General features: G+C 68.5%; 20 protein-coding genes and 2 pseudogenes. 14 read left to right on the plus strand and 8 right to left on the minus strand.

The features are described from left to right. Nucleotides 1–14 precede the first annotated feature (14 nt). A complete protein-coding gene (locus ACFYSH_RS17720) occupies nt 15–293 on the minus strand; it encodes a helix-turn-helix domain-containing protein (RefSeq protein ID WP_388753426.1) in 279 nt (92 codons plus the stop codon). Between the two features lie 87 nt (nt 294–380). Between ACFYSH_RS17720 and ACFYSH_RS17725 the strand changes: the two genes are divergently transcribed. Continuing rightward, complete coding sequence (locus ACFYSH_RS17725; protein WP_388753429.1) at nt 381–707, plus strand: hypothetical protein; 327 nt, start codon at nt 381–383, stop codon at nt 705–707. A 67-nt stretch (nt 708–774) separates the two neighbouring features. Here ACFYSH_RS17725 and ACFYSH_RS17730 read toward each other — a convergent pair whose 3' ends face one another. After that, complete coding sequence (locus tag ACFYSH_RS17730) at nt 775–1,257, minus strand: GNAT family N-acetyltransferase (RefSeq protein WP_388753432.1); 483 nt, start codon at nt 1,255–1,257, stop codon at nt 775–777. A 553-nt stretch (nt 1,258–1,810) separates the two neighbouring features. Then, complete coding sequence (locus ACFYSH_RS17735) at nt 1,811–2,614, minus strand: SDR family NAD(P)-dependent oxidoreductase (protein WP_388753435.1); 804 nt, start codon at nt 2,612–2,614, stop codon at nt 1,811–1,813. Nucleotides 2,615–2,696: 82 nt separating this feature from the next. Here ACFYSH_RS17735 and ACFYSH_RS17740 point away from each other — a divergent pair, with 82 nt between their 5' ends. After that, entirely contained in the window at nt 2,697–3,281 is a 585-nt protein-coding gene (locus ACFYSH_RS17740) for a TetR family transcriptional regulator (RefSeq protein WP_359466007.1), read from the plus strand. A gap of 514 nt (nt 3,282–3,795) precedes the next feature. Here the strand turns inward: ACFYSH_RS17740 and ACFYSH_RS17745 are convergent. After that, nucleotides 3,796–4,263, minus strand: coding sequence for a MarR family transcriptional regulator (locus tag ACFYSH_RS17745; RefSeq protein ID WP_359466005.1), 468 nt, complete (start codon nt 4,261–4,263; stop codon nt 3,796–3,798). Between the two features lie 329 nt (nt 4,264–4,592). Between ACFYSH_RS17745 and ACFYSH_RS17750 the strand changes: the two genes are divergently transcribed. From ACFYSH_RS17750 to ACFYSH_RS17775, 6 genes are all read left to right on the plus strand, one after another. After that, complete coding sequence (locus ACFYSH_RS17750; RefSeq protein ID WP_359466003.1) at nt 4,593–5,252, plus strand: hydrolase; 660 nt, start codon at nt 4,593–4,595, stop codon at nt 5,250–5,252. A 1,285-nt stretch (nt 5,253–6,537) separates the two neighbouring features. Beyond that, on the plus strand, nt 6,538–6,828 hold the full coding sequence (locus ACFYSH_RS17755) for a MerR family transcriptional regulator (protein WP_359466001.1): 291 nt from the start codon (nt 6,538–6,540) through the stop codon (nt 6,826–6,828). A gap of 421 nt (nt 6,829–7,249) precedes the next feature. Beyond that, nucleotides 7,250–7,453: a cold-shock protein gene (locus ACFYSH_RS17760; protein ID WP_359465999.1), complete on the plus strand. Its 204-nt coding sequence runs from the start codon at nt 7,250–7,252 to the stop codon at nt 7,451–7,453. A 319-nt stretch (nt 7,454–7,772) separates the two neighbouring features. Next, on the plus strand, nt 7,773–9,284 hold the full coding sequence (locus ACFYSH_RS17765) for a DEAD/DEAH box helicase (protein WP_388753441.1): 1,512 nt from the start codon (nt 7,773–7,775) through the stop codon (nt 9,282–9,284). A gap of 46 nt (nt 9,285–9,330) precedes the next feature. Next, on the plus strand, nt 9,331–9,735 hold the full coding sequence (locus ACFYSH_RS17770) for a CBS domain-containing protein (protein WP_359465996.1): 405 nt from the start codon (nt 9,331–9,333) through the stop codon (nt 9,733–9,735). A gap of 56 nt (nt 9,736–9,791) precedes the next feature. After that, nucleotides 9,792–10,103 carry an SCO5918 family protein gene (locus ACFYSH_RS17775; protein ID WP_388753444.1) on the plus strand — a complete coding sequence of 104 codons (312 nt, stop codon included), beginning with the start codon at nt 9,792–9,794 and terminating at the stop codon, nt 10,101–10,103. A gap of 103 nt (nt 10,104–10,206) precedes the next feature. On the opposite strand, the gene ACFYSH_RS17780 is transcribed toward ACFYSH_RS17775, so the two are convergent. Both ACFYSH_RS17780 and ACFYSH_RS17785 read right to left on the minus strand, forming a co-directional pair. Beyond that, nucleotides 10,207–10,566, minus strand: a complete 360-nt coding sequence (locus ACFYSH_RS17780; RefSeq protein ID WP_359466176.1) for a hypothetical protein — start codon at nt 10,564–10,566, stop codon at nt 10,207–10,209. A 14-nt stretch (nt 10,567–10,580) separates the two neighbouring features. Continuing rightward, nucleotides 10,581–11,207 carry a hypothetical protein gene (locus ACFYSH_RS17785; RefSeq protein ID WP_388753447.1) on the minus strand — a complete coding sequence of 209 codons (627 nt, stop codon included), beginning with the start codon at nt 11,205–11,207 and terminating at the stop codon, nt 10,581–10,583. A gap of 43 nt (nt 11,208–11,250) precedes the next feature. Between ACFYSH_RS17785 and ACFYSH_RS17790 the strand changes: the two are divergent. After that, nucleotides 11,251–11,472: pseudogene (locus ACFYSH_RS17790) on the plus strand (carboxylesterase/lipase family protein); the annotation flags it as partial. 131 nt (nt 11,473–11,603) lie between these two features. Here ACFYSH_RS17790 and ACFYSH_RS17795 read toward each other — a convergent pair. Next, nucleotides 11,604–13,034 (minus strand): endo-1,4-beta-xylanase, encoded by a 1,431-nt coding sequence (locus ACFYSH_RS17795; RefSeq protein ID WP_388753450.1) that lies wholly within the window; start codon nt 13,032–13,034, stop codon nt 11,604–11,606. 971 nt (nt 13,035–14,005) lie between these two features. On the opposite strand from ACFYSH_RS17795, the gene ACFYSH_RS17800 reads away from it, so the two are divergent. The 4 genes from ACFYSH_RS17800 (at nt 14,006) to ACFYSH_RS17815 (ending at nt 18,549) form a co-directional block, all read left to right on the plus strand. After that, nucleotides 14,006–15,430, plus strand: coding sequence for a non-reducing end alpha-L-arabinofuranosidase family hydrolase (locus tag ACFYSH_RS17800; RefSeq protein WP_359465992.1), 1,425 nt, complete (start codon nt 14,006–14,008; stop codon nt 15,428–15,430). Nucleotides 15,431–15,634: 204 nt separating this feature from the next. Next, nucleotides 15,635–16,477 (plus strand): MerR family transcriptional regulator, encoded by an 843-nt coding sequence (locus ACFYSH_RS17805; protein WP_359465991.1) that lies wholly within the window; start codon nt 15,635–15,637, stop codon nt 16,475–16,477. A 487-nt stretch (nt 16,478–16,964) separates the two neighbouring features. After that, a complete protein-coding gene (locus ACFYSH_RS17810) occupies nt 16,965–17,171 on the plus strand; it encodes a hypothetical protein (RefSeq protein WP_388753453.1) in 207 nt (68 codons plus the stop codon). After that, nucleotides 17,158–18,549, plus strand: coding sequence for an amidase (locus tag ACFYSH_RS17815; protein WP_359465988.1), 1,392 nt, complete (start codon nt 17,158–17,160; stop codon nt 18,547–18,549). Before ACFYSH_RS17810 ends, ACFYSH_RS17815 begins: the two co-directional genes overlap by 14 nt. 398 nt (nt 18,550–18,947) lie before the next feature. Here ACFYSH_RS17815 and ACFYSH_RS17820 read toward each other — a convergent pair whose 3' ends face one another. Further along, the gene (locus ACFYSH_RS17820) at nt 18,948–19,124 is read right to left on the minus strand and encodes a hypothetical protein (protein WP_359465987.1); all 177 of its coding nucleotides are present in this window, start codon (nt 19,122–19,124) and stop codon (nt 18,948–18,950) included. A gap of 1,032 nt (nt 19,125–20,156) precedes the next feature. On the opposite strand from ACFYSH_RS17820, the pseudogene ACFYSH_RS17825 reads away from it, so the two are divergent. Next, nucleotides 20,157–20,468 (plus strand): annotated as a pseudogene (locus ACFYSH_RS17825) (cellulose-binding protein); the annotation flags it as partial. Nucleotides 20,469–20,599: the final 131 nt, after the last annotated feature.

Consider the following 20,599-nt stretch of genomic DNA (forward strand, 5'->3'; position numbering starts at 1 on the left):
TTGACCTGGGCTGCCTACAGCGCGGTGAACGACGGCGGCCGCCCGGACCGCTCGCGGTCCCTCAGCCCGCCGAGACCGTGCTCGGCGAACCGGCCCCGCCAGCAGCGGACTGTGTCCAGGTGCAGGCCCGTTTCCCGCGCGATGCGCGCGTTGGAGTGTCCCCGTACGGCGTGCAGCACCACCTGCGCACGCGAGCGTAACCGGTACTCGGTCTTGTGGCCGTAGGCCATCTTCTTCAGCCGCTTGCGCTCGGCGGCGCGCAGGACTATCGGGCGTGCGGTGGCAACGGGCAAGGCAGGCAGGCCGATCGGGAGAAGTGGATCACGACAGGCCAGAGCCTGCCGTACCCGACGATCGGCCCCTCATGCAGGATGGACACCATGCCCACGCCTTCGGAACACACCCGGCTCTCGCTGGAGGGGCGCCTCGGCGAGCATGCCCGCACCGCCTGGCCACAGCTGGAGCAGTTGCACGTCAGCCACCGCGGCGCCTTCGCCTGCGTGGAGGCCGAACTTGCCGACGGCGAAAAGGTCAAGCTGATGCGGCTGCGCTACACCGGCGCCGTCGGCAAGTGGGGCTTCGCCCTCTACTACGCCAGCAGCGACCGCTACGAAGACTCCCTGCTACTCGGCGGCAGCGCCACAGGTACTCCCGCAGACGTACTCGACTGCGCCTGCAGCCTCTACCTCACCACCCCCGACATTTGAGCAGACGCCAGGCTCCTACAGCCACACAAACAGGCGGAATGACCCGCCGAGCTCGTGTGCCGTCTCGTCAGCGAAGGGCCTTCACCATCACCCGTTCCCTGGTCAGACCATCGGCCAACAGGTCTCCGAGCTCTTCCGCGATGATGAAGCCGTTGCGCTGATACAGCGCAATGGCCGACTCGTTGCCCGGGATCACCGCGAGTTTCAGCGTCGTAGCACCCGACTGCAGGGCCCACCCTTCGACTGCCGCTATCAACCGGTCTCCGACGCCGCGACCCCGCGCCTGGGGACTAACCCATACCGACCTCAGTTCGCATGCGCCACTGTCCCCAGGCAGGCCACTGGCCACCGCGACCGTTCGACCACCCAGCAACGCAACGATGTTGTAGGCGTCGGGCATCTCCAAGCGCTCACGCCACCGCTCCTCTCCGCCGCTGTGCCAGTCCGCAAGCCGAGCCTTGAACGCCTGCGGTGCCTCGCCCAGCGCAGCAAGGCGAACCTCCCGCCACAACGGCCACTCGCTTTTCGTAAGAACGCGCAGGTCCACCATGCCGAGGAGTCTGCCGCGACGCCCGCGGAGGTGTCCACGACAACCTCGACGCCACTCGGCCTTTCGGGAAGACGCAGTGGCGATCCGGCAAGTCGGGACACAGGCACTACACCGACTCTGCGGTCAACCCCCGAAGGACTTACGAACTCGACCACTAAGTCCAAGATCTCCGGTGGTGTGCAGCCCAGGTGGGTGAAGAACTCCAGGCTGGAGACGAAGTCGTCGAAGACCGCGCGGCTCACCCCGGCGTCCGTGCCCGTGATCAGGACGGCGCCGACGGGGGCTCGGTGAGGGGAGGAGTGACTGACTCGGCAGGTTGAGTGGACATGTGTATACCTCCGGCTCGGCGGTGGATCGGTGGGTGGCCGTACTCGTCGACGTGTCCGGAGACCGAGCTGTGTCGTCGTCACCGCCAGGCGTGCGACCGGCCGTGCCCGGTTGTGATGACGGACGCGGCGCCGGATGTCGAAGATTTCTCCTTGGTCATGCGGGGTGGTTGCGGTTCGCCCGCCGATCCGACGGTGCTCCAGGAGGACGGCTTCCCTGTCTGTCGTCATCTCCCCTCGGCGGTGAGCCGGCTGACGACCCGGATGACCTGGCGTCGGGTGGCCAGGCGGCGGGTGAGGGCGGCGGCCACCCGGTTCATACGTCCCGCGATGACGCTGGGGGGCGGGTTTCTGCGGTCCAGGGCGGCGAGTGCGGTGCGGACGACGTCGGCGGGCGAGGCGAGCTTGCTCCCTCCGGCGGCCTGCATGGTGCCCACGACGTCGAAGAACTCGGTCCGGGTGGCGCCGGGGGACAGGGCGAGCACCCGCAGCCCGGTGCCGCGTGACTCCTCCCACAGCGCTTCGGTGAGGCTCAGCACGAACGCCTTGGTCGCCCCGTAGAGGGCCATGCGCGGGTTGGGCTGGTAGGCGGCCATGCTCGCCACATTGACCAGCACTCCGCGCCCTTCCCCGCGCAGTTGCTCGATGAAGGCGCGGCTGATGTCGGCCACGGCCGTCACGTCTACGGCGATCTCCCGGCGCGTCCGTGCCGGATCCACCTCGTGGAAGGGGCCGAAAGTGGCGAACCCGGCGTTGTTGATCACGCTGGTGACGTGCAGGCCGAGCCGCCTCACCTGTGCGGCCAGCGCCTGCCCGGGGCTGTCCGTGGCCAGGTCCATCTCCACGACGTGGACCTGGACGTGGTGGTGTGCGCGCAGCTCGGAGGCCAGCTCCTCCAGGCGTTTTCTGCGGCGGGCGACCAGTACCAGATCGGAGCCGCGGGCGGCGAGCCGGCGGGCGAACTCGGCACCGAGGCCGGCGCTGGCACCGGTGATCAGTGTGGTCTGTCCGTGGTAGTCGACGGCTGTCATGGTCGCCTTCTTTCAGTCGCTGCCTTCCTGGCAGTTAATGCCATGTAGGCGTCTCCTGTCCAGAGGCGATAGCCTGATGGCCATGACGACTTTGTGGGATCGCTCGCGACAGGTAGCCGTCCAGGCGATCCTGGACACGGCGGTTCGCCTGTTCGCCGAGCAGGGCTACGAGCAGACGACGATCGCGCAGATCGCCCGGGAGGCGGGGATCTCGCAGCGGTCCCTGTTCCGCTACTTCGGTACCAAGGAGGACCTGGTCTGCGGGGATCAGGATGCGCTGGGCGAACTGCTGAAGCAGACGGTCGAGCAGCAGCCGGCCGAGATCTCCGCCTGGGATGCCCTGCGCGCAGGCTTCGAGGTCCTCCTGACGGCCAACCACACTCCCGAGCGGGCGTTGGAACTCTGCCGTCTCATTTTCGACACTCCCTCGCTGCACGCCCGCTACATCGAGAAGCGCCTGCGCTGGCAGGCCGCACTCGTCCCGGTCATCCAGGTCCGGCTGGGTGCCGCCCCCGGTCCGGCCCCCGACCCGCGTGCCAAAGCGGTCATCGCGACGGTCTTCGCCTGCGCGGACACGGCGACCGAGCTATGGGCCGGACACGACGGACGACTCGACCCGGTAGACCTCTACGACCAGTGCCTCGAGGCGGTGCGGGGCTCCGGTTGAGACGGCGTTCGGGCAGGCACGGCCGAGGCGTCTTCCCGCAGGGGGTGCACGGTGCGACCGACGAGCGTGCGCAGCACCGGCCAAAGCCGAGGGGCGGGTGCCGGCCGAGATGCCGGTGTGGTGGCAGCTCCACGATCCCTTGGGTCGGGGTGCGCGACTTGGCCGGCGACTCAGGCTGACGCCGCCGGAACTTCTCCCGGTGCGGCGCGAGGTCTCCGGCGTCCGCGCCGGCATCGGCGCGGGTACCTCGGGGTGATGCGCACAGTGAGTCACGGCGTGATGTGCTTCGAGCAGGGCGCCTCTCGGGGCCTGCATGGCCCCGTCGACGTGTGAAAACCCACCGTCTGTGCGCATTCCGAAGGAGCCGCTCGATGGACGGATTTCTGCCCCGGCGGTTCCCCGCCCCGACGTCCCGGCGCCCCGTAGGTCCAAGTCGTCTTCGCCGCCGGAGCACTGCGCGAGCGCGGTCCGTGCCTCGCCCCCTGCCGGGCCTGAGCCGCGTCTCCTCGCCCGGTCAGTCCGACTGCTTCTCCATGTGTTCCACAACGTGCTCGGAGATACGGGCCAATGTCTGGAGCTGACTTGGTGTCAGGGCATCGATGAACAGTCGGCGGACGTGCTCGACGTGCTGGCCGGCGGCCTCTTCGATCGCCTCGTAGCCGGCCGGGGTGGCGACGATGAACGCGCCGCGTCCGTCGTCGGGGCATTCCTCCCTGGCCAGGAGCCCACGTTTCGTCATTCGCGTGACCTGGTGGGACATTCGGCTCTTCTCCCACTCCACGAGTCTGGCCAGATCCAGCAAGCGCATCCGCCCGCCGCCTCTTTCGGTGAGGCCGGCCAGCACGACGTAGTCGGATGCGGACATTCCGGAGTCGGACTGGACGTGGCGGGACAACCGTCCGACGAGCTTCTCTTGCATGCGGATGAAGTTGTCCCAGGCGGCTTTCTCTTCCCCGACGAGCCAGCGCGGCGGTGCGTCCATGGGGGCAGCTTAACGAGGCCGTCTGTTGCTCATCCGCCTGCGGGGGCGGTGTGGCGACTCGGCGAGGCCGGGCCCGCCGTGTCATGGGCCCCAAGGGTCTGGGGCGGTCATCTCCCGGCGCGACCGCCGAGGGTGGCGTGATCGGCCGCTTCGTCATCCGGTGGACCAGGCGTGCCTCCACGGGCGCGGTCGCGGGGCCGTGAACAGGGTGAACTGCGAACGCGGGACAGCTAGTTGACACGTCCATCATCGCTGCTAACGTAGGTGACGCGTCAACCACTTGGGGAGCACCCCGAGCACGCGAAGGCAAGTACCCGGAAAGGGATCTCATGAGCAAGGAAACGAAGTCCGGACTGCAGGCACTGCTGACGCCCGAGGAGAGCGTCGTCGTCCTGATCGACCACCAGCCGTTCCAGTTCGCCAACCTGCACAGCCACGAACCCACGATGATCGTGAACAACGCTGTCGGCCTGGCCAAGGCCGCCAAGGTGTTCGACGTGCCCACCATCCTGACGACCGTGCTGGAGGAGCGCGGCGGCTACCTCATCCCAGGGCTGCAGGACGTGTTCCCGGAGCAGAAGCCGATCGACCGCACGTGGATCAACACCTGGCAGGACGAGCGCGTCGTCGACGCCGTCAAGGCGACCGGGCGAAAGAAGCTGATCATCGCCGGCCTCTGGACGGAGGTCTGTGTGGCGATGCCGGCGATACAGGCGGCGGGTGAGGGCTTCGAGGTCTATGTCGTCACCGACGCCTCGGGCGGCGCGTCGAAGGAGTCTCATGAGATGGCCGTACGGCGCATGGTCCAGGCGGGAGTGGTGCCGATCACCTGGCTGGCCGTGATGAGTGAGTGGCAGCGCGACTACACGCGTGAGAAGACGCTCCAGGGCCTGACCGAGGTTCTGCTCCAGCATGGGGGCGCCACCGGCGTCGCCTTCGGCTGGGAGACGCAGCTGCTCGCCTCGGGGCGTTCCGGGGACACTGTCTGACGGGGCGTCAGTGCGGCCCGGTCACGGCGCTCGTCGGTCGCGTAGCAGCTCCGAAGTGAGGCTGCCGGGCGGCGTAGCGGCCGGTTCCGTGACCGGGCCGGCAGTCGGTGGCTCCCTCGTGTGCCCCGGCAGGTGCCCCTCGAGGCGGCCGCCCACGACAACAGTCCACAAACCTGTCCGGGTGTGCGGTCGGGCCCAGGGTGCAGGTGTCGCCGCCGTGACGCGGGGTGTTGGTGACGAGCTCCGAGACGACCAGTACGACGGTGTCGGCGGTTTCGGCTGCGACGAACGGTACGAGACCTTCGAGGCGGTCCCGGGCGGTCCCGGGCGGTCCCGGGATCGTCAACGCCCTGTCCTCCGCCCGGCGCTTATGCCCCGGCCTGCGGTGCGCCAACCGCATGATGCCCCGGGCTGCGGGATGTGTCCGGCGGCTCGACCACGCAGCCGGACGGGGAGGCTGTGGCGTGCGGCGCCGGGGCCGCCGCAGCGGCGTCGGTCGGAGCAGACGGCTCCGGCCGTTGCCTGCCCGTGCGCTCCTGTAGTGGTTCAGGCGGATTATCTCTCAGGCCAGAACACGGAAATCTGTCTCGGTCGGAGTAGACATTGGAGGGCGGTGTGGTTATGGTTTCTCTCGTAGTCGAGATCGAGCAGGGCCTGGCAGGGACGAACTGCCGGGCGGTAGTACGGAGTTGCAGTTCGCAGGGCGGTGCGGTGGTGGAGTTTCGAAGCCAGGGTTGTTGCAGGACGGCGACGAGGCTGACGGCCGGACCGGGTGGCCCGCAGTGATGAGGGGCTGCCGTGAGCAGTACCGCAGTGGAAGTACCCAGCAGTGAGGTTCAGTGAGTAGCACCTCGGTAAAGGCGTCGGCTGCGGGCGCGCGTACCGGGAGGTTCGGCAGTGGGGTTCCAAGCCAGAGCAGACGCAGGACGGGCGACGGGGCTGGCTGCCGAAGAGTGGCGCTGTTCGAAGCCACCAGCGGTTCGCGGTATCAGCAGTACGCAGGCTCCGTTTGGCAAGTAGTTCATCCAGAGGGAAGGACGGAGGAGCCGAGCGCCATCAGGATCGCCCGGGCGGAATTCTTGAGCCCGGGTACCGCAGGACATCGATAGTGAGGTGGTCTCCGGTCAAGCAACCGCGATCCCCGTATCCTCGACGCCGTTCAGGTCGGGTCTGCGGAAACAGAAGGCCGGCGCAGCACGAGGGCCGGTGGATGGTGTAGCAGTTCCTTCGGGGCCCTGGTGCCATTGGTGCCAGGGCCCCTCCACGCGTTTCACAGTCAGGTGCAGTGACAGGAGACGACTCGTACGGCCGTCTCGAGGACGACGACTGCCCCGCTCACACCATGGGCCGGGCCGCCGACGTGCTCCACACCACCCAGAGCTTCCTCCGCGCCATCGGCGAAGCCTGCCTCATCACCCCGCTCCGCTCCGCAGAGGGCCCCCGCCGCTACTCCCGCTACCAGCTGCGCATCGCCGCCCGCGCCCGCGAACTCGTCGATGCCGGGACCCCCATCGAGGCCGCCTGTCGCATCGTCATCCGCGAAGACCAACTCGAAGAAGCATCGAACGGGGCTTGACCTCAGGGAGCGCACGAAAACCCGGAGATCGGCGTGTTGGCTGATGGCGGCGCCGCGGGCAGGAGGATGCCACCGGGAATGTGTGCTCTCCGAGCCGCGTGCAGCGACCGCTTCTCATGAAACCGTGCGTTCCGGGTTGCGCAATATCTGTGACCGCGAGGCCAGAGTTTAATGTGCCGTGCGGGGAGTGTTTGTACCGCAACTAACGGAGCGAAACCATTTACCGCGCCCGGGCCGTTACTTCGTGCTACTGTCGATCTCAGTTGCAGTTGTGGTTCCCATAACTTCAAGCGCCTTCGCCGGAAATGTCGGCCACTGGAGGTGCTTCTATTGCCGGTCATTTTCCGGTTGGGGCATCATCGCGGCGACCCGGGTACCCGGCATCGGGGATCCCGGCGTACTGCCCCAAAGGAGACATGGCATGGCAACAGGCACTGTGAAGTGGTTCAACGCGGCCAAGGGTTTCGGCTTCATCGAGCAGGATGGTGGCGGCGCCGACGTGTTCGCCCACTTCTCGAACATCGCCGCCCAGGGCTTCCGTGAGCTGCTCGAAGGCCAGAGGGTCGTCTTCGACATTGCGCCGGGCCAGAAGGGCCCGATGGCCGAGAACATCGTTCCGGCCTGACGCTGTCGCGTACTTCGTGGCTGGGGCCGGCATCCCTCGGGGCGCGGGCCCCAGCCACGGACATTTCCCACAGTGGTCTCCCCTGAGCGCCGCCTGTATTCCTTCTCCAGGGGTCCGTGCTTCTTCGGAGCTGAAACCGGTCGACGTCCGGGATTTCATGTCCCGTGTGACTCACTCATTTCATCGCCTTCGTGCCGCACCTGACTCACTGCACGCCAGATTCTTTTCGCATTCCATTCGGTCCGTTTCTTGTAATTCCCTGCACTGTTTTCCGTTGCGGGAATTCCTTGGTGCGTGCCGTCATCAAGGAAGGTTCTCGATGAACCCCACACGTACGAACAGCCGTTCCTCCAGCCGCAACCGGACCGACTCTCTCCCTTTCGGCTCCGACGCTGATTCGCGGCGGGGCGCACGGCTCGGCTCGTCCGCCCCGAGCCGTTCAGGGGGTCCGAGCCGGTCGAGTGGACATGGCCGGCGGCCCGCGGCGGTGCAGGGAGAGTTCGCGCTGCCGAAGACGGTCACTCCCGCGCTTCCCGCGGTCGAGGCGTTCACCGACCTCGACATGCCCGGGCAGCTGCTGGCGGCGCTGACCGCGCAGGGCGTGCGCATTCCGTTCCCGATTCAGGGTGCGACCCTGCCCAACACCCTGGCGGGCCGCGATGCCCTGGGGCGCGGGCGCACCGGCTCCGGCAAGACTCTCGCTTTCGGCCTGGCGCTGTTGGCCCGCACCGCCGGTCAGCGCGCCGAGCCCCGCCAGCCGCTGGCCCTGGTCCTTGTGCCGACGCGTGAGCTGGCTCAGCAGGTGACCGACGCGCTCACCCCCTATGCCCGCGCGGTGAGGCTGCGTCTGGCCACCGTCGTCGGCGGAGTGTCGATCGGCAGGCAGGCCAACGCGTTGCGCGGTGGCGCCGAGGTCGTCATCGCGACGCCTGGCCGGCTCAAGGACCTCATCGACCGTGGTGACTGCCGGCTGAACCAGGTCGCGATCACCGTGCTGGACGAGGCCGATCAGATGGCGGACATGGGTTTCATGCCCCAGGTCACAGCGCTTTTGGACCAGGTCGGTCCCGAGGGCCAGCGCATGCTGTTCTCCGCGACCCTGGACCGCAACGTCGACCGCCTGGTCCGCCGTTACCTCACCGACCCGGTCGTCCACTCGGTCGACCCGTCCGCAGGCGCGGTCACGACGATGGAACATCACGTGCTGCACGTCCAGGGCACCGACAAGCACCGCACGACGACGCAGATCGCGGCACGCGAAGGCCGGGTGATCATGTTCCTGGACACCAAGCGGGCCGTGGACAAGCTCACCGACCACCTGCTGGCCAGCGGGGTGCGGGCCGCCGCCCTGCACGGCGGGAAGGCGCAGTCGCAGCGCACCCGGACTCTGACTCAGTTCAAGACCGGGCATGTCACCGTGCTCGTGGCCACGAACGTCGCGGCCCGCGGCATCCACGTCGACAACCTCGATCTCGTTGTCAACGTCGACCCGCCGACCGACCACAAGGACTACCTCCACCGCGGCGGCCGTACCGCGCGGGCAGGGGAGTCCGGCAGTGTCGTCACCCTGGTCACCCCCAACCAGCGCCGCGACATGACCCGCCTCATGACCGCGGCCGGCATCGTGCCCCAGACCACCCAGGTCCGCTCCGGCGAGGAGGCACTCGGCCGGATCACCGGTGCCCGGACTCCCTCCGGCGTTCCGGTGACGATCACAGCGCCGGTGGCCGAGCGGCGTCAGCGCAGCGCGTCCTCACGCGGCCGGCGCCGCCCCGCCTCGGCGGCCCGGCGCATGACCGTGCGGCAGTCCTCCTTCGACGCGGCGGCCTGAGAACTTCGTGATCCGGAAGCTGACCCATTTCTGCAGGAGGCACCTTTTGACGCTGGTTCAGATGCAGCCCCTCCCGTCCGGTGTCACCGCCGCACGCAGGACGGTGGCCGACGTCATGGAAACCGCCGGACCGCAGGTCTGTGACGACATGACCGTCGAGGTGGCACTGGCGGTCATGACCAGTGCTCGCACCGGGCATCTGCTTGTCTGCGACGACAGCGGCCTGTGTACCGGACTGGTCAACCAGGCCCAGCTCACAGAAGCCCGTGGCAGCTCCGCGTACTCGGACAGGGTCCAGCTGCGAGACATCCTCGGCGACCGGGGGCCGTTCACCTCGCCCGTGACCACCATGGCCGAAGCCGGGCACGTGATGCGCTACAGCCACGTGGATGCCCTGCCCGTGGTCGACGAACACGGCAGTGCCTTGGGCGTCCTCGCCCTTGCCCGCTGAGTCGTCTCAACCGCAGCGGACCCACTCCCTCTTCGCTCCTCTTCCTGTGAGGCCTCATGCGCTGTGTCATCGCCCGCTTCCCGTTCGACCTCACCAGGAGCGGCGTCCTGGAATCGATGAAGGGCATCAAGCCTGAGCAGGCTTCCGGCGAGTCCGTGATCATCGGCCGACGCACCTACCCGGTCAAACAGGTCGGCCAGGTCGTCACACGCCAGGACCGCCGCGACTTCAGCGCAGGAGAAGTTCTCCGGGCCATGGCCCAGCTCGGCTTCACCTGCCGCGGCCTTCCCCCAGCCACCGTGCCCACCCGGGTTATCACCCCGATGCACCACGCGTCCGCGATGCCCGGCGCCCCTGCGGCAGCCTGACCGACGGGCAGGCGCGAGGCGCCGGCAAGCACGCGGTGGGGGTCCGACCGGGTGCGCCGGTCGGACCCCCACCGCGTGTCGAGGTGTCTCGGTGCGGCATGGGTCAGTGCTCGGTGTAGCTGAAGTCGCCCATGGTCCAGGCGCTGACGTCATCGATCGCCACTCGGTACATCCCGCCCGTCTCCGGGATCCCCACCGTGCCCTGCAGAATCCGAGCCACATGGAAGTGCAGATGGGTGGGCGGTCCGTCCTCGCGTGCCGCAGTGGTGAACACGGCGGAGAAGTCGCTCAGGTGGGTCGAGTCCGCCAGGACCTCCGATACCCGCTGCCTCCAGACGGCCTCGGGAGCCAGTCGGCCCGTGATCACTGCACCACCGGCGACCACGGTCAGAGGCATCTGATTGCTGCGCCCGGACTCCACCAGGGCGGCAACGTCAACAAGCAGCGCGTCATGCTTCGACATGGGACTGATTATATTCACCGACCGGCGTGCTGCTTTCTTGCGGTGCCGGGTTCGGGCAGGACGACGTCGAGGTCCCGCCGCTGAGGGCACGGCGGATCGTCTGCTCCTGGCCCGCCTGGGTGCTGGAGAGTGTGAGCCGTCCCCCGACCATCTCCGGGGCCGGCTGGACATGGCCGCGGCCCGGACCATGTCCGATCCGGCCGTGCCGCACGATCGGTGGACGGCCGGAGTGCGGTGTGCGACGGGGAGTCCGGTTCTGCGATGGCGAGCACGATATGCCGTTCCTCGTCCTGCGGGGGACGCAGGCTCTGCTGCGTCACGGTGGGGCTGCCGACCAGCGGGTGGTGCATCTCGTGCACCGCGGAGTCACAGGGGCTGACCTTGTGATCGGCCCACATGGCGGCGAACTCCGGGCTCTTCATGGTCAACTCGCCGACGAGTGAGGTGAGCAGCGTGTCGTCGGGGTGTCGGCCGGCCGTCATACGGAGGTTCTCGACGACAGCCCCTGCCTTCCTCGGCCAGTCGGCATACAGTGCGCGGGTGTGGGGGTCGAGGAAGACCAGGCGGGCCAGGTTGGGGCGGTTGTCTGGATCCGCCGGTGCGGCCGGGTCGATGTGGGAGGCGAACAGTGCGTGTCCCATCCGATTCCATGCCAGTACGTCACCGCGCCGCCCGCTGACGAGGGCGCACCTGCCCCGGTTGCACGGCGCCCATGCCCTGCTCGGCCCCGACAGGCCGCCCGCCGATCTCGCCCCCCGTGTGCACGAGGCTTGGATCCGGTTCGCCGCGACGGGTGATCCCGGATGGGACCCGTACGGCCCCGAGCGCCGGGCCACCATGCGTGTCGACGCCGACTGGACTCAGACCGACGACCCTCGCGGCCAGGAGCGACAGGCATGGGCCTGAGCCGGCAGGAACGAGGGTCGCCGCCACCACGGCGGCGACCCCGGGGCCGTCAACGATGTCCTCCCGGAGGGGCGGGAGAGGTCGCACCGTAGGCCGTCATCGATGCGCCCCTCCGTTCGTGGTGGGCCCCCTCAGGTGAGGGTCCAGCGTTGGTTGCTGCCGTTCGAGCAGGAGTAGAGCTGGATCAGGGTTCCGTTGGCGGTGCCGGCTGCGACGGCGTCGAGGCAGAGGCCGGACTGGACGCCGACGATGGAGCCGTCGGAGTTGACGCGCCATTTCTGGTTGTCGCCGCCCCAGCAGCTGTAGATCTGGACCTTGGATCCGTTGCCGGTGCCGGCGGCGTCCAGGCACTTGTTGCCGTAGACCCTGAGTTCGCCGGCGTCGGTGTGCGTCCACTGCTGGTTGGTGCCGCTGGAGCAGTCCCACAGGTGTAGCTGGGTGCCGTCGGTGGTGCTGGTGCCGGGCACGTCCAGGCAGCGGCCCGAACCGACGCCCTTGATCTGTCCGGAACCCGCAGGGGGCGTGGTGGAGCCGCCGTTGAGTGCGTCGAGGACGGCGGTGTAGGCGGGCTTCTTGCTTCCGTCACCGTTGAACAGCAGCGGCGTCTGCTCCGCTCGCCAGGAGTCGGTGTCGCGCACGCCCCAGACGGTGACGCCGAGGCAGCGCGGGACGGCCAGGCAGTCGTTGGTCACGGCGGCGTAGGTCGAGGCCGGGGCGCCCTGGATGTCGAGCTCGGTGATGGCCACGTCGACGCCGAGGGCGGCGAAGTTCTGCAGGGTGGTGCGGAAGTTGCTGTTGTAGGGGCTGCCGCTGTTGAAGTGCGACTGGAAGCCGACACAGTCGATCGGCACACCGCGCTGCTTGAAGTCCCGGACCATGGCGTACATGGCCTGGGTCTTGGCCCAGGTCCAGTCCTCGACGTTGTAGTCGTTGTAGCAGAGCTTGGCCGCCGGGTCGGCGGCGCGCGCGGCGCGGAAGGCGACCTCGATCCAGTCGTTGCCGCTGCGTTGCAGGTTGGAGTCCCGCCGGGCTCCCGAACTGCCGTCGGCGAAAGCCTCGTTCACGACGTCCCACTGGGTGATCTTGCCCTTGTAGTGGGCCATCACGCCGTTGATGTGGCCGATCATCGCCTGGCGCAGTGTGCTGCCGCTGAGGCTCTGCATCCAGCCGGGCTGCTGGGAGTGCCAGGCCAGGGTGTGGCCGCGCACCTGCTTGCCGTTCTGCACCGCCCAGTTGAACACGCGATCAGCGGCGGTGAAGTTGAACTGGCCCCGCTGCGGTTCGGTGGCGTCGATCTTCATCTCGTTCTCGGCCGTCACCGAGTCGAACTCACGGCCCGCGATCGTCGTGTACGTCGAGTCGCTCAGCCTGCCGGAGGCGATGGCGGTGCCGAAGTAGCGGCCGCTCTGCGCCGCTGCGGCACCGAGCGTGCTCTCGGCGGCATGTGCGGCCGGCGGTGCGACCAGTGCGGCGGCCACACCGAGGACGCCGACGACCAGCGCCAGTATCAGGCTGCGGATCTTCCCGCGGATAACGGGTCTGGGAAGGGCGTACGAGCCCATGACTGTGCCTCCAAGGTGGTCATCACGGAAGGACCGAAGCGGGGGATCGCGTCGTCCGTTCCCGCGCGCCGGATGGACGGACGGGGCCGGCCGGAGAGCCAGGGCAGCGCGCAATCACCGGGTACCGCACTCATGGGACGGGGTGATCTTCGACGCGGGCACGGGGGTACTCCCTCGCGGCTCAGCCGGGGGACCGCCACGCGGCGTCGCCTGACTCTCCGACTGCGTGAAGAGCCAGGACGCGCTGGTGCGGGCCTCACCGGAACGAAACGGGGCGGCGCAGGTGCTTCGGTGCACGGATCTGTAGTGCGGTTGTGCGGGGATCTGCCCTGGGGCAGGGATTGCCCAGGGCCGGTGCGGCTCGACGTGTCGAGCTGTGGCCGGTTTCTCAGACACGAATGATTGAGGTGTTGACGATGCATCGTCAATACTCACAACAGGAAAAGTTTCTGTTCTTTGTTCGAAACTTTCAGATCTCTGTGGGTCGGACGGCACGCTCATCGTTGTGTCAGCCGTCGGACTGGCGAGCGGCGCGGTGAACCTCCGGAGTGTTTCCGGTCGGCGCGACAGCGTGTCTAGCCGTAAGAGAAGGGACTGTTCGTGGACGGTCGGCGGGCGGCGTTTCGTGCACAGTTCCCGAGAACGTTTCGACGGCGATAGCGATACATGCGAGAGGTATTGACGCCGTCTGTCGGCTCCCTATCATTCAGGTTGCTCGACAGTTCGACCCTTGTTCGACATGTCGAACGTGTCGCGTCGCCTCCTCGCGCTGTGGGGCAACTCCGGGTCGCACCGCCCGAACGCGGAGCCGTCAGGGGTTGTGCTGCATGCGCATGTCATGACCTCGCCAATTGTAGGCCCTCGCCCCCGGGCGCTCATGCCGCCCGAAGGGTGCGCACCGCACCGCACCGACCGTCCGGGCAACCTCTGACGAGGCCGACCGGAACCGTATCGAGGTTGAGGAAGTCCCCATGCACAGGAGAAGTTTCAGCCGCAGGCATCCGTCTGCGGCGCTCGCCGCCGTGGTCGCGGCCCTGGCCGCGTTGGCGGCGATGCTCGTCGCCACCCCGGCTCAGGCGGCTGAAAATGGCACCGTGCGCGGTGTCGGTTCGGGCCGGTGCCTCGATGTGCCGGGCGCCGTGCAGACCGACGGCACGTACCTGCAGATCCACGACTGCTGGAACGGGACCAACCAGCAGTGGACGTCGACGGACGCCGACCAGCTGACCGTGTACGGCAACAAGTGCCTGGATGTTCCGGGTCACGCCACCACGGCCGGTACCCGGGTGCAGATCTGGAGCTGTTCCGGCGGCGCGAACCAGCAGTGGCGGGTGAACTCCGACGGCACGGTCGTCGGCGTGGAGTCCGGGCTGTGCCTGGAGGCCGCGGGCGCCGGAACGGCCAACGGCACGGCGGTGCGACTGTGGACGTGCAACGGCGGCAGCAACCAGAAGTGGACCGGCCCGACCGGGACGCCGCCGACGGACGGCACGTGCTCTCTTCCGTCGGCGTACCGCTGGACGTCGACGGGTGTGCTGGCGCAGCCGGCGAACGGGTGGGCCGCGGTGAAGGACTTCACCACCGTGACGCACAACGGCAGACACCTGGTCTACGCGTCGAACGTGTCGGGATCGTCGTACGGCTCGATGATGTTCGGTCCGTTCACGAACTGGTCGGGCATGGCGTCGGCCGGCCAGACCGGGATGAGCCAGGCGGCGGTGGCGCCCACGCTGTTCTACTTCGCGCCCAAGAACATCTGGGTGCTGGCGTACCAGTGGGGTGCGTGGCCCTTCATCTACCGAACCTCGAGCGACCCCACCGACCCCAACGGCTGGTCCTCCCCACAGCCACTGTTCACCGGGAGCATCTCCGGCTCCGACACCGGCCCGATCGACCAGACCCTGATCGCCGACGGCCAGAACATGTACCTGTTCTTCGCCGGTGACAACGGCAAGATCTACCGGGCGAGCATGCCGATCGGTAACTTCCCGGGCAACTTCGGCTCGTCGTACACGACGATCATGAGCGACACGAAGGCCAACCTCTTCGAGGGCGTACAGGTCTACAAGGTCCAGGGCCAGAACCAGTACCTCATGATCGTCGAGGCGATGGGCGCGAACGGGCGCTACTTCCGCTCCTTCACGGCCTCCAGCCTGAACGGGTCATGGACCCCGCAGGCCGCAAGCGAGAGCAACCCCTTCGCGGGCAAGGCCAACAGCGGTGCCACCTGGACCAATGACATCAGTCACGGTGACCTGGTCCGCAACAATCCCGACCAGACCATGACCATCGACCCCTGCAACCTGCAGTTCCTCTACCAGGGCAAGGACCCCGCCGCGGGCGGCGAATACAACCGACTGCCGTGGCGGCCGGGCGTCCTCACGCTGCAACGCTGACCTTCCCGATCCACGGTGGGGTCACCACCGCGTCGAGGAACCCCAGCCGTGCGGCGGCCGGGGTTCCTCTCACCTCTCCGTGCGGCTCCGATGACTGCCGGGGAAGCCGATGAACCGCCCCTGCCCCGTGGCTTTGCCGGACCTGCTCGGGGTGACGGCCTCGGCACTTGACCTTGCAGTCGCCATAACGCTGAAGATGCAGTCATGTTGTCGATCAGCGATTTCAGCGACATGTGCAATCTGCCGCCGCAGACACTGCGGTACTACCACTCCGAGGGTCTGCTCGTCCCGGCCGACGTCGACGAACGGACCGGCTATCGCTCATACGCGTTCGCGCAGGTCGAACAGGCCATGCTGGTCTCTGTCCTGCGGGGCACGGGGATGAGTGTGAAGCTGGTGCGACGTGCTCTCGACGAGCCGGACGCGGCCCTCACCCTGTTGCGGCAGCATACGCGGGACGTGCAGGGGCAGCGGCAGGTCCAGGACGAGGCGATCGACGACGCACGTGAGTTCTTCACCTCGCCCCCCAGGACGAGCCTGCGCCGGGTGGACAGGGTGACCGCGGTGTCGAAGCTGGTGCTGAGCCCGCCGGCCGGGCGGAACCGGTATGACTGGGGTGCGGTCGACGCCGCTGTCGCCGCAGCCGTTCAGGACGTGGTCAGGGCCGTGGAGTCGTGTGGAGCCGTGGTGTCGGGGCTGCCTTGGCGGACCTTGGCTGCCGAGACCCCGGAGCAGAAGAGCCGGATCCTCGCCGGCGAGGGGCCGCACTGGCTGGTGAAGATCCCCGTCACGGGGGACGAGGAAGTGCTGGCGTCTTTGCCCGGCGACGTCGAGGTGCAGATCTTCGAAGCCCGGGATGAACTGTCGGTCTTCATCCCGGGCAAGAGCTCGATGGCCAAGTACGCCACCGCCCTCTCGCGTCTGTTCACCCATCCTCTGGACGCCGCCTACGTCGACACCGCCCGCATGCGCCATCTGCTGCATGATGACGGCGTCGAAACCGCCACGGCGATCTGCAGGCTCGACGAGACGAACGCCGACGAATGATCCGGGAGCGGTCGCATCGACCCACGCTTCCACGCGCGGCGGGACCGGCGGGGACACAGCGCGGACAGTGCGGCTCCCGTACGAAACGGACGAGGGGTCCGCGGGCCGGTTGCATGCAGTGGGCGAGTCGAGAGGAAGGCGGGGTGCGTGTCGTCGCGTGCCTCCCCTCTGACGCACAGGCGGCGTGGTCCGTGGAAGTACGCGAGGGCCGACTCGGGTGATGGCTCGTGCAGCTCCCGCAGGGCCCTGTCGGCGTCCGATGCGACGTGCCTGGTGTGCGCCAAGCTGGAGCGCGGATGGCGGTCCCCGCTTCCATGATCCCGTACATGGGTGGCGCCCGATCCTGGTCGCGCACTAAAAGCAATTGATTTGCGTTAAGTTGGCGTAGGTCCTACGATCGACTAAAGCAATCGATTCGCGTTTACGGTGGCCGGGGGGCCTGCCCCGGTCCAGGCTCGTCGCGCGCCGCACAGACCGGAAGGACGTCATGACCAGCGAACTCACCCCCCAAGAGGCAGCCCGAGGGGCGCTGCGGGCGGGGCTGCCCCTCGGGGACGGCCGACACGACGAAGTGGCCATGACGGCCAATTACATCCACTCCGTGATCAGTACGTTGCGCGAGCTCGATTTCGGCGACACCCCTCCCGCGTCCTCCTACCGAGCCGGACAGGGGAACGCCGATGCAGCCGTTTGAGCTTTCGTTGACCGCAGCCTCCCGTGCGGTGCGCGCGCGGGAGTTGTCCCCCGTCGAACTCACCGAGTCGGTGCTCGCCCGTATCGCCGCGGTCGAAGGACGGCTGGGCGCCTACGTGACCGTCGCCGCCGACGCGGCCCTGGCCGCAGCGGTCCGCGCCGAACAGGAGATCCGCAGAAGTGGACCGCGCGGGCCGCTGCACGGGATCCCCATGGCGCTCAAGGATCTGATCGACGCCGAGGGGATGCCGACCACGGCGAGCTCGCACGTCCGGGCAGGGCACGTGGCGGAACACGACAGCCGGGTGGCCGAACGGCTGGGCGCCGCCGGGGCCGTCCTCCTGGGCAAGACGCATACGCATGAGTTCGCCTACGGCCTGACCACTCCACAGACGAACAACGCCTGGGACCACACCCGGGTCGCGGGCGGATCGAGCGGCGGCTCGGCGGTAGCTGTCGCCGGCGGCGGGGCGACGTTCGCCATGGGTACGGACACGGGCGGTTCCATCCGGGTCCCCGCGGCCCTGAACGGCGTGGTGGGCCTCAAGCCGACCTACGGCCTGGTCCCCCGCGCAGGCGTGACCTCGCTGTCCTGGTCCCTGGACCATGTGGGCCCTCTCACCCGTACCGTGCAGGACGCCGCGCTGGTGCTGTCGGCGACCGCCGGCCATGACCCGCGCGACCCGGCGAGCGTGTCCGGCCCCGTGCTGGACCGCTTCCCGGGAGGGGATGTGCGAGGGCTGAAGGTCGGCGTACCGCGCAACCACTACTTCGACCGGGTCACGCCCGAGGTCGAGGAGTCCGTACGCCGCGCGATCGAGCGGCTGGCGGAGCTGGGGGCGGAGCTCGTCGACGTCGACATCCCGATGGCGCGTTACATCCGGGCCGTCCAGTGGGGGCTGATGGTTCCCGAGGCCACCGCGTACCACGAGCGGTCGCTGCGAGCCACCCCCGACCTGTACACGGCGGACGTCCGCATCCTGCTGGAGGCCGGCGAACTCACCTCTGCGGGCGACTACCTCCGCGCCCAGCGTGCCCGCACCATGATGCGAGACGCCTGGGCTCGTATGTTCGACGGAATCGACGTCCTCGCCGCGCCGACGGTGCCGATGACCGCCGCCGAGGCGGGGCAGGACGCCGTCGAGTGGGCCGACGGCACGACCGAGGCCGTGTCGGACAGTTACGTCCGCCTCTGCGCCCCCGCCAACATCACCGGCGTCCCGGCCCTCACCCTGCCGGTCGGTCACGACAGCGCCGGACTGCCGATCGGTATGCAGCTGATGGCGCGCCCCTTCCGCGACGCGACGGTGCTCCGTGTGGGCCGGGTCTACGAGGAGTCGGTGGCCGGCGCGGGGCGGCTCGCTCCCGTCGCGGCCTGAGGGAGAGCGGACATTCCGGTCGGCATGCGGTCGCGTCGCCGCAGGGACGTCCGCCGGTGGAGTCCCGCACGGTCAGGACGGCTTGGTAGCGCTCGGGGGGTCGTGGTCTCCCACCACAGGACCTGGCCACGTCCACGACAAGAGTGTCCACAGGGTGGCCGGGGTGGATGCAGATGCCGTGATGAGAGGTCACGGTTCAGCTCCCTCAGGAGCAGGTGCAGATCAGCCCGCCGAGGCCGACGTCAGCGAGATCATCGTCCGCCCCACCGCCGGCCACGCCTGAGCCGGTCGCCCGCCCCGCCCTCACCGCTCGTGGTGGGGGCGGGGCGGCACCATGTACGACGCGGGAGTCCCGGGCGGAACGGCGGCGTTCCTGTACCGGCGTCCAGGACCGCCCTTCAGTCGACCAGATGGTCGAGGAACGGCACCGCCACGGCGAAGGCAGCGGCCCCAGCGAGGACCGCCTGCGCCGTCACCGCCCCGGAGAGGGCGGTGAGTACTCCCGCGCCGACTCCGACGAGCAGACCCACCAGCAGGATGAATGCCGAGCGCATCGGCAACAACGGATCGTTCACTTCGACTCCTCGAACGTCGGGGAGCGGCTGCTTCCTGCCGCTCCGCCGCAATCACCTTCCAGGCGGCGCGGGGTGTTGCGGAACGGAAACAGTGGCCGTTTCCGCAGGTGGCAACACTTTCCCGGCCGGTCTGTGGCCGGAGGCCGGAAAGGCGGTCACAGTGGGACGTGAGCGACGACGCTGGTCCGAGGAGGTCACATGCGCGCAGACGGAAGCCCGCCCGGTGGTGACGGTGGTCGGGAGACACCCTTCGAGGAAGCGGAGGACGTTGCCGGACTCGGCCCCCTCTCCGGCGACCTTCAGCCCGAGGTGCGTGAACTCGTGCGCGCGTTACGTGGGTTGTTCAAGGCGAGCGGGAAGACGCTCCGGCAGTTCGCGGCCTACCACCACATCAGCGCACCCTCCGTGTCCCGCTATCTGAGCGGCAGACGCATCCCGGACAAGCATGTCGTCGACGCCTTGCTGAAGTCCGCCTGCAAAGCACACGGTGTCGACCTCACCCCCGAGGTCCAGGCTCACGCCTACCGCCTGCACCGTGAAGCGCTACTCGCCCAGCAACCCGGCCGTTACCGGTTGCAGATGGCCAGTGACAAGCTCGAGGAGGCGATTCTCGAGAGGGAACAGGCCGAACTCCAGATCCGGGACCTGAGACTCAGTGTTTCCGACCAGAAACGCGAACTGACCCGTGTCGAGCGGCAGAAGCGTGAGATCGAGCGTGGTGCCGCCAAGGACCGAGGGCAGACGGCTGCGGAGATCGAGATCTACCGCGGTCGGCAACGGGACCTCGAGGAACAGTGCGATGAGCTGCGCGAGGAGATCGACCGGCTCGAGGCGGAGCTCGAGCGGGCCGAGCGCGATCGCGACGACGCACGGGACCGCTGTGTGGAACTGGAGCGAGAGATCGCCGGCGTCGAGGAGGACGCGGAGCGCGAGGCGCTCGAGGCGAAGGCCGAGGAGGCGCGGCAGGAGATGGCGGACGCCACCGAGCTCGCCGACGGGCGTCTCGCGGAGCTCCGGCACGCGGCGGAGCAGGCGGAGAGCCTCCGCGCCGAGGCGACTCGTGACGCGCAGCACAGGCGTGAGGAGGCTGACGCGCTCTTCGAGGAGACCCGCGCCAAGGCGGCCCAGGCCGCCGCGGACTTCGAGACGAACCTCGCCAAGCGCCGCGAGCAGTCGGAACGCGATCTCGCGTCCCGCCAGGCGAAGGCGGAGAAGCGTCTTGCCGAGATCGAGCACCGCGCGGAGCAGCTCCGCCTGGAGGCCGAGAAACTCCGTACGGATGCCGAGCGCCGGGCCCGCCGGACGGTGGAGGCCGCCCAGCGACAGGCCGAAGACATCGCTGCGGGAGTGACGACCTCCTCCGGCCCGGTGCCGCTCTCCCGTGTCGCACCGGCCCGCCGGACCGAGGAGGTCGTCGAGTCCTTCTGACGCACGGAGCCGGTGAGCAGGTGGTGCCTGGCGCCGACGGTGGCGGG

Source organism: Streptomyces sp. NPDC005791, assembly GCF_042871485.1.
Lineage (GTDB): Bacteria > Actinomycetota > Actinomycetes > Streptomycetales > Streptomycetaceae > Streptomyces.

Excerpts from the sequence above, each read along its gene's own strand:
- ACFYSH_RS17775 (WP_388753444.1), top strand. The coding sequence starts at position 9,792 with ATGCGCTGTGTCATCGCCCGCTTCCCGTTCGACCTCACCAGGAGCGGC.
- ACFYSH_RS17785 (WP_388753447.1), bottom strand. The coding sequence starts at position 11,207 with ATGGGACACGCACTGTTCGCCTCCCACATCGACCCGGCCGCACCGGCG.
- ACFYSH_RS17760 (WP_359465999.1), top strand. The coding sequence starts at position 7,250 with ATGGCAACAGGCACTGTGAAGTGGTTCAACGCGGCCAAGGGTTTCGGC.
- ACFYSH_RS17800 (WP_359465992.1), top strand. The coding sequence starts at position 14,006 with ATGCACAGGAGAAGTTTCAGCCGCAGGCATCCGTCTGCGGCGCTCGCC.
- ACFYSH_RS17740 (WP_359466007.1), top strand. The coding sequence starts at position 2,697 with ATGACGACTTTGTGGGATCGCTCGCGACAGGTAGCCGTCCAGGCGATC.
- ACFYSH_RS17765 (WP_388753441.1), top strand. The coding sequence starts at position 7,773 with ATGAACCCCACACGTACGAACAGCCGTTCCTCCAGCCGCAACCGGACC.
- ACFYSH_RS17725 (WP_388753429.1), top strand. The coding sequence starts at position 381 with ATGCCCACGCCTTCGGAACACACCCGGCTCTCGCTGGAGGGGCGCCTC.
- ACFYSH_RS17815 (WP_359465988.1), top strand. The coding sequence starts at position 17,158 with ATGCAGCCGTTTGAGCTTTCGTTGACCGCAGCCTCCCGTGCGGTGCGC.
- ACFYSH_RS17750 (WP_359466003.1), top strand. The coding sequence starts at position 4,593 with ATGAGCAAGGAAACGAAGTCCGGACTGCAGGCACTGCTGACGCCCGAG.
- ACFYSH_RS17730 (WP_388753432.1), bottom strand. The coding sequence starts at position 1,257 with ATGGTGGACCTGCGCGTTCTTACGAAAAGCGAGTGGCCGTTGTGGCGG.
- ACFYSH_RS17780 (WP_359466176.1), bottom strand. The coding sequence starts at position 10,566 with ATGTCGAAGCATGACGCGCTGCTTGTTGACGTTGCCGCCCTGGTGGAG.
- ACFYSH_RS17745 (WP_359466005.1), bottom strand. The coding sequence starts at position 4,263 with ATGGACGCACCGCCGCGCTGGCTCGTCGGGGAAGAGAAAGCCGCCTGG.
- ACFYSH_RS17795 (WP_388753450.1), bottom strand. The coding sequence starts at position 13,034 with ATGGGCTCGTACGCCCTTCCCAGACCCGTTATCCGCGGGAAGATCCGC.
- ACFYSH_RS17805 (WP_359465991.1), top strand. The coding sequence starts at position 15,635 with ATGTTGTCGATCAGCGATTTCAGCGACATGTGCAATCTGCCGCCGCAG.
- ACFYSH_RS17735 (WP_388753435.1), bottom strand. The coding sequence starts at position 2,614 with ATGACAGCCGTCGACTACCACGGACAGACCACACTGATCACCGGTGCC.
- ACFYSH_RS17810 (WP_388753453.1), top strand. The coding sequence starts at position 16,965 with ATGACCAGCGAACTCACCCCCCAAGAGGCAGCCCGAGGGGCGCTGCGG.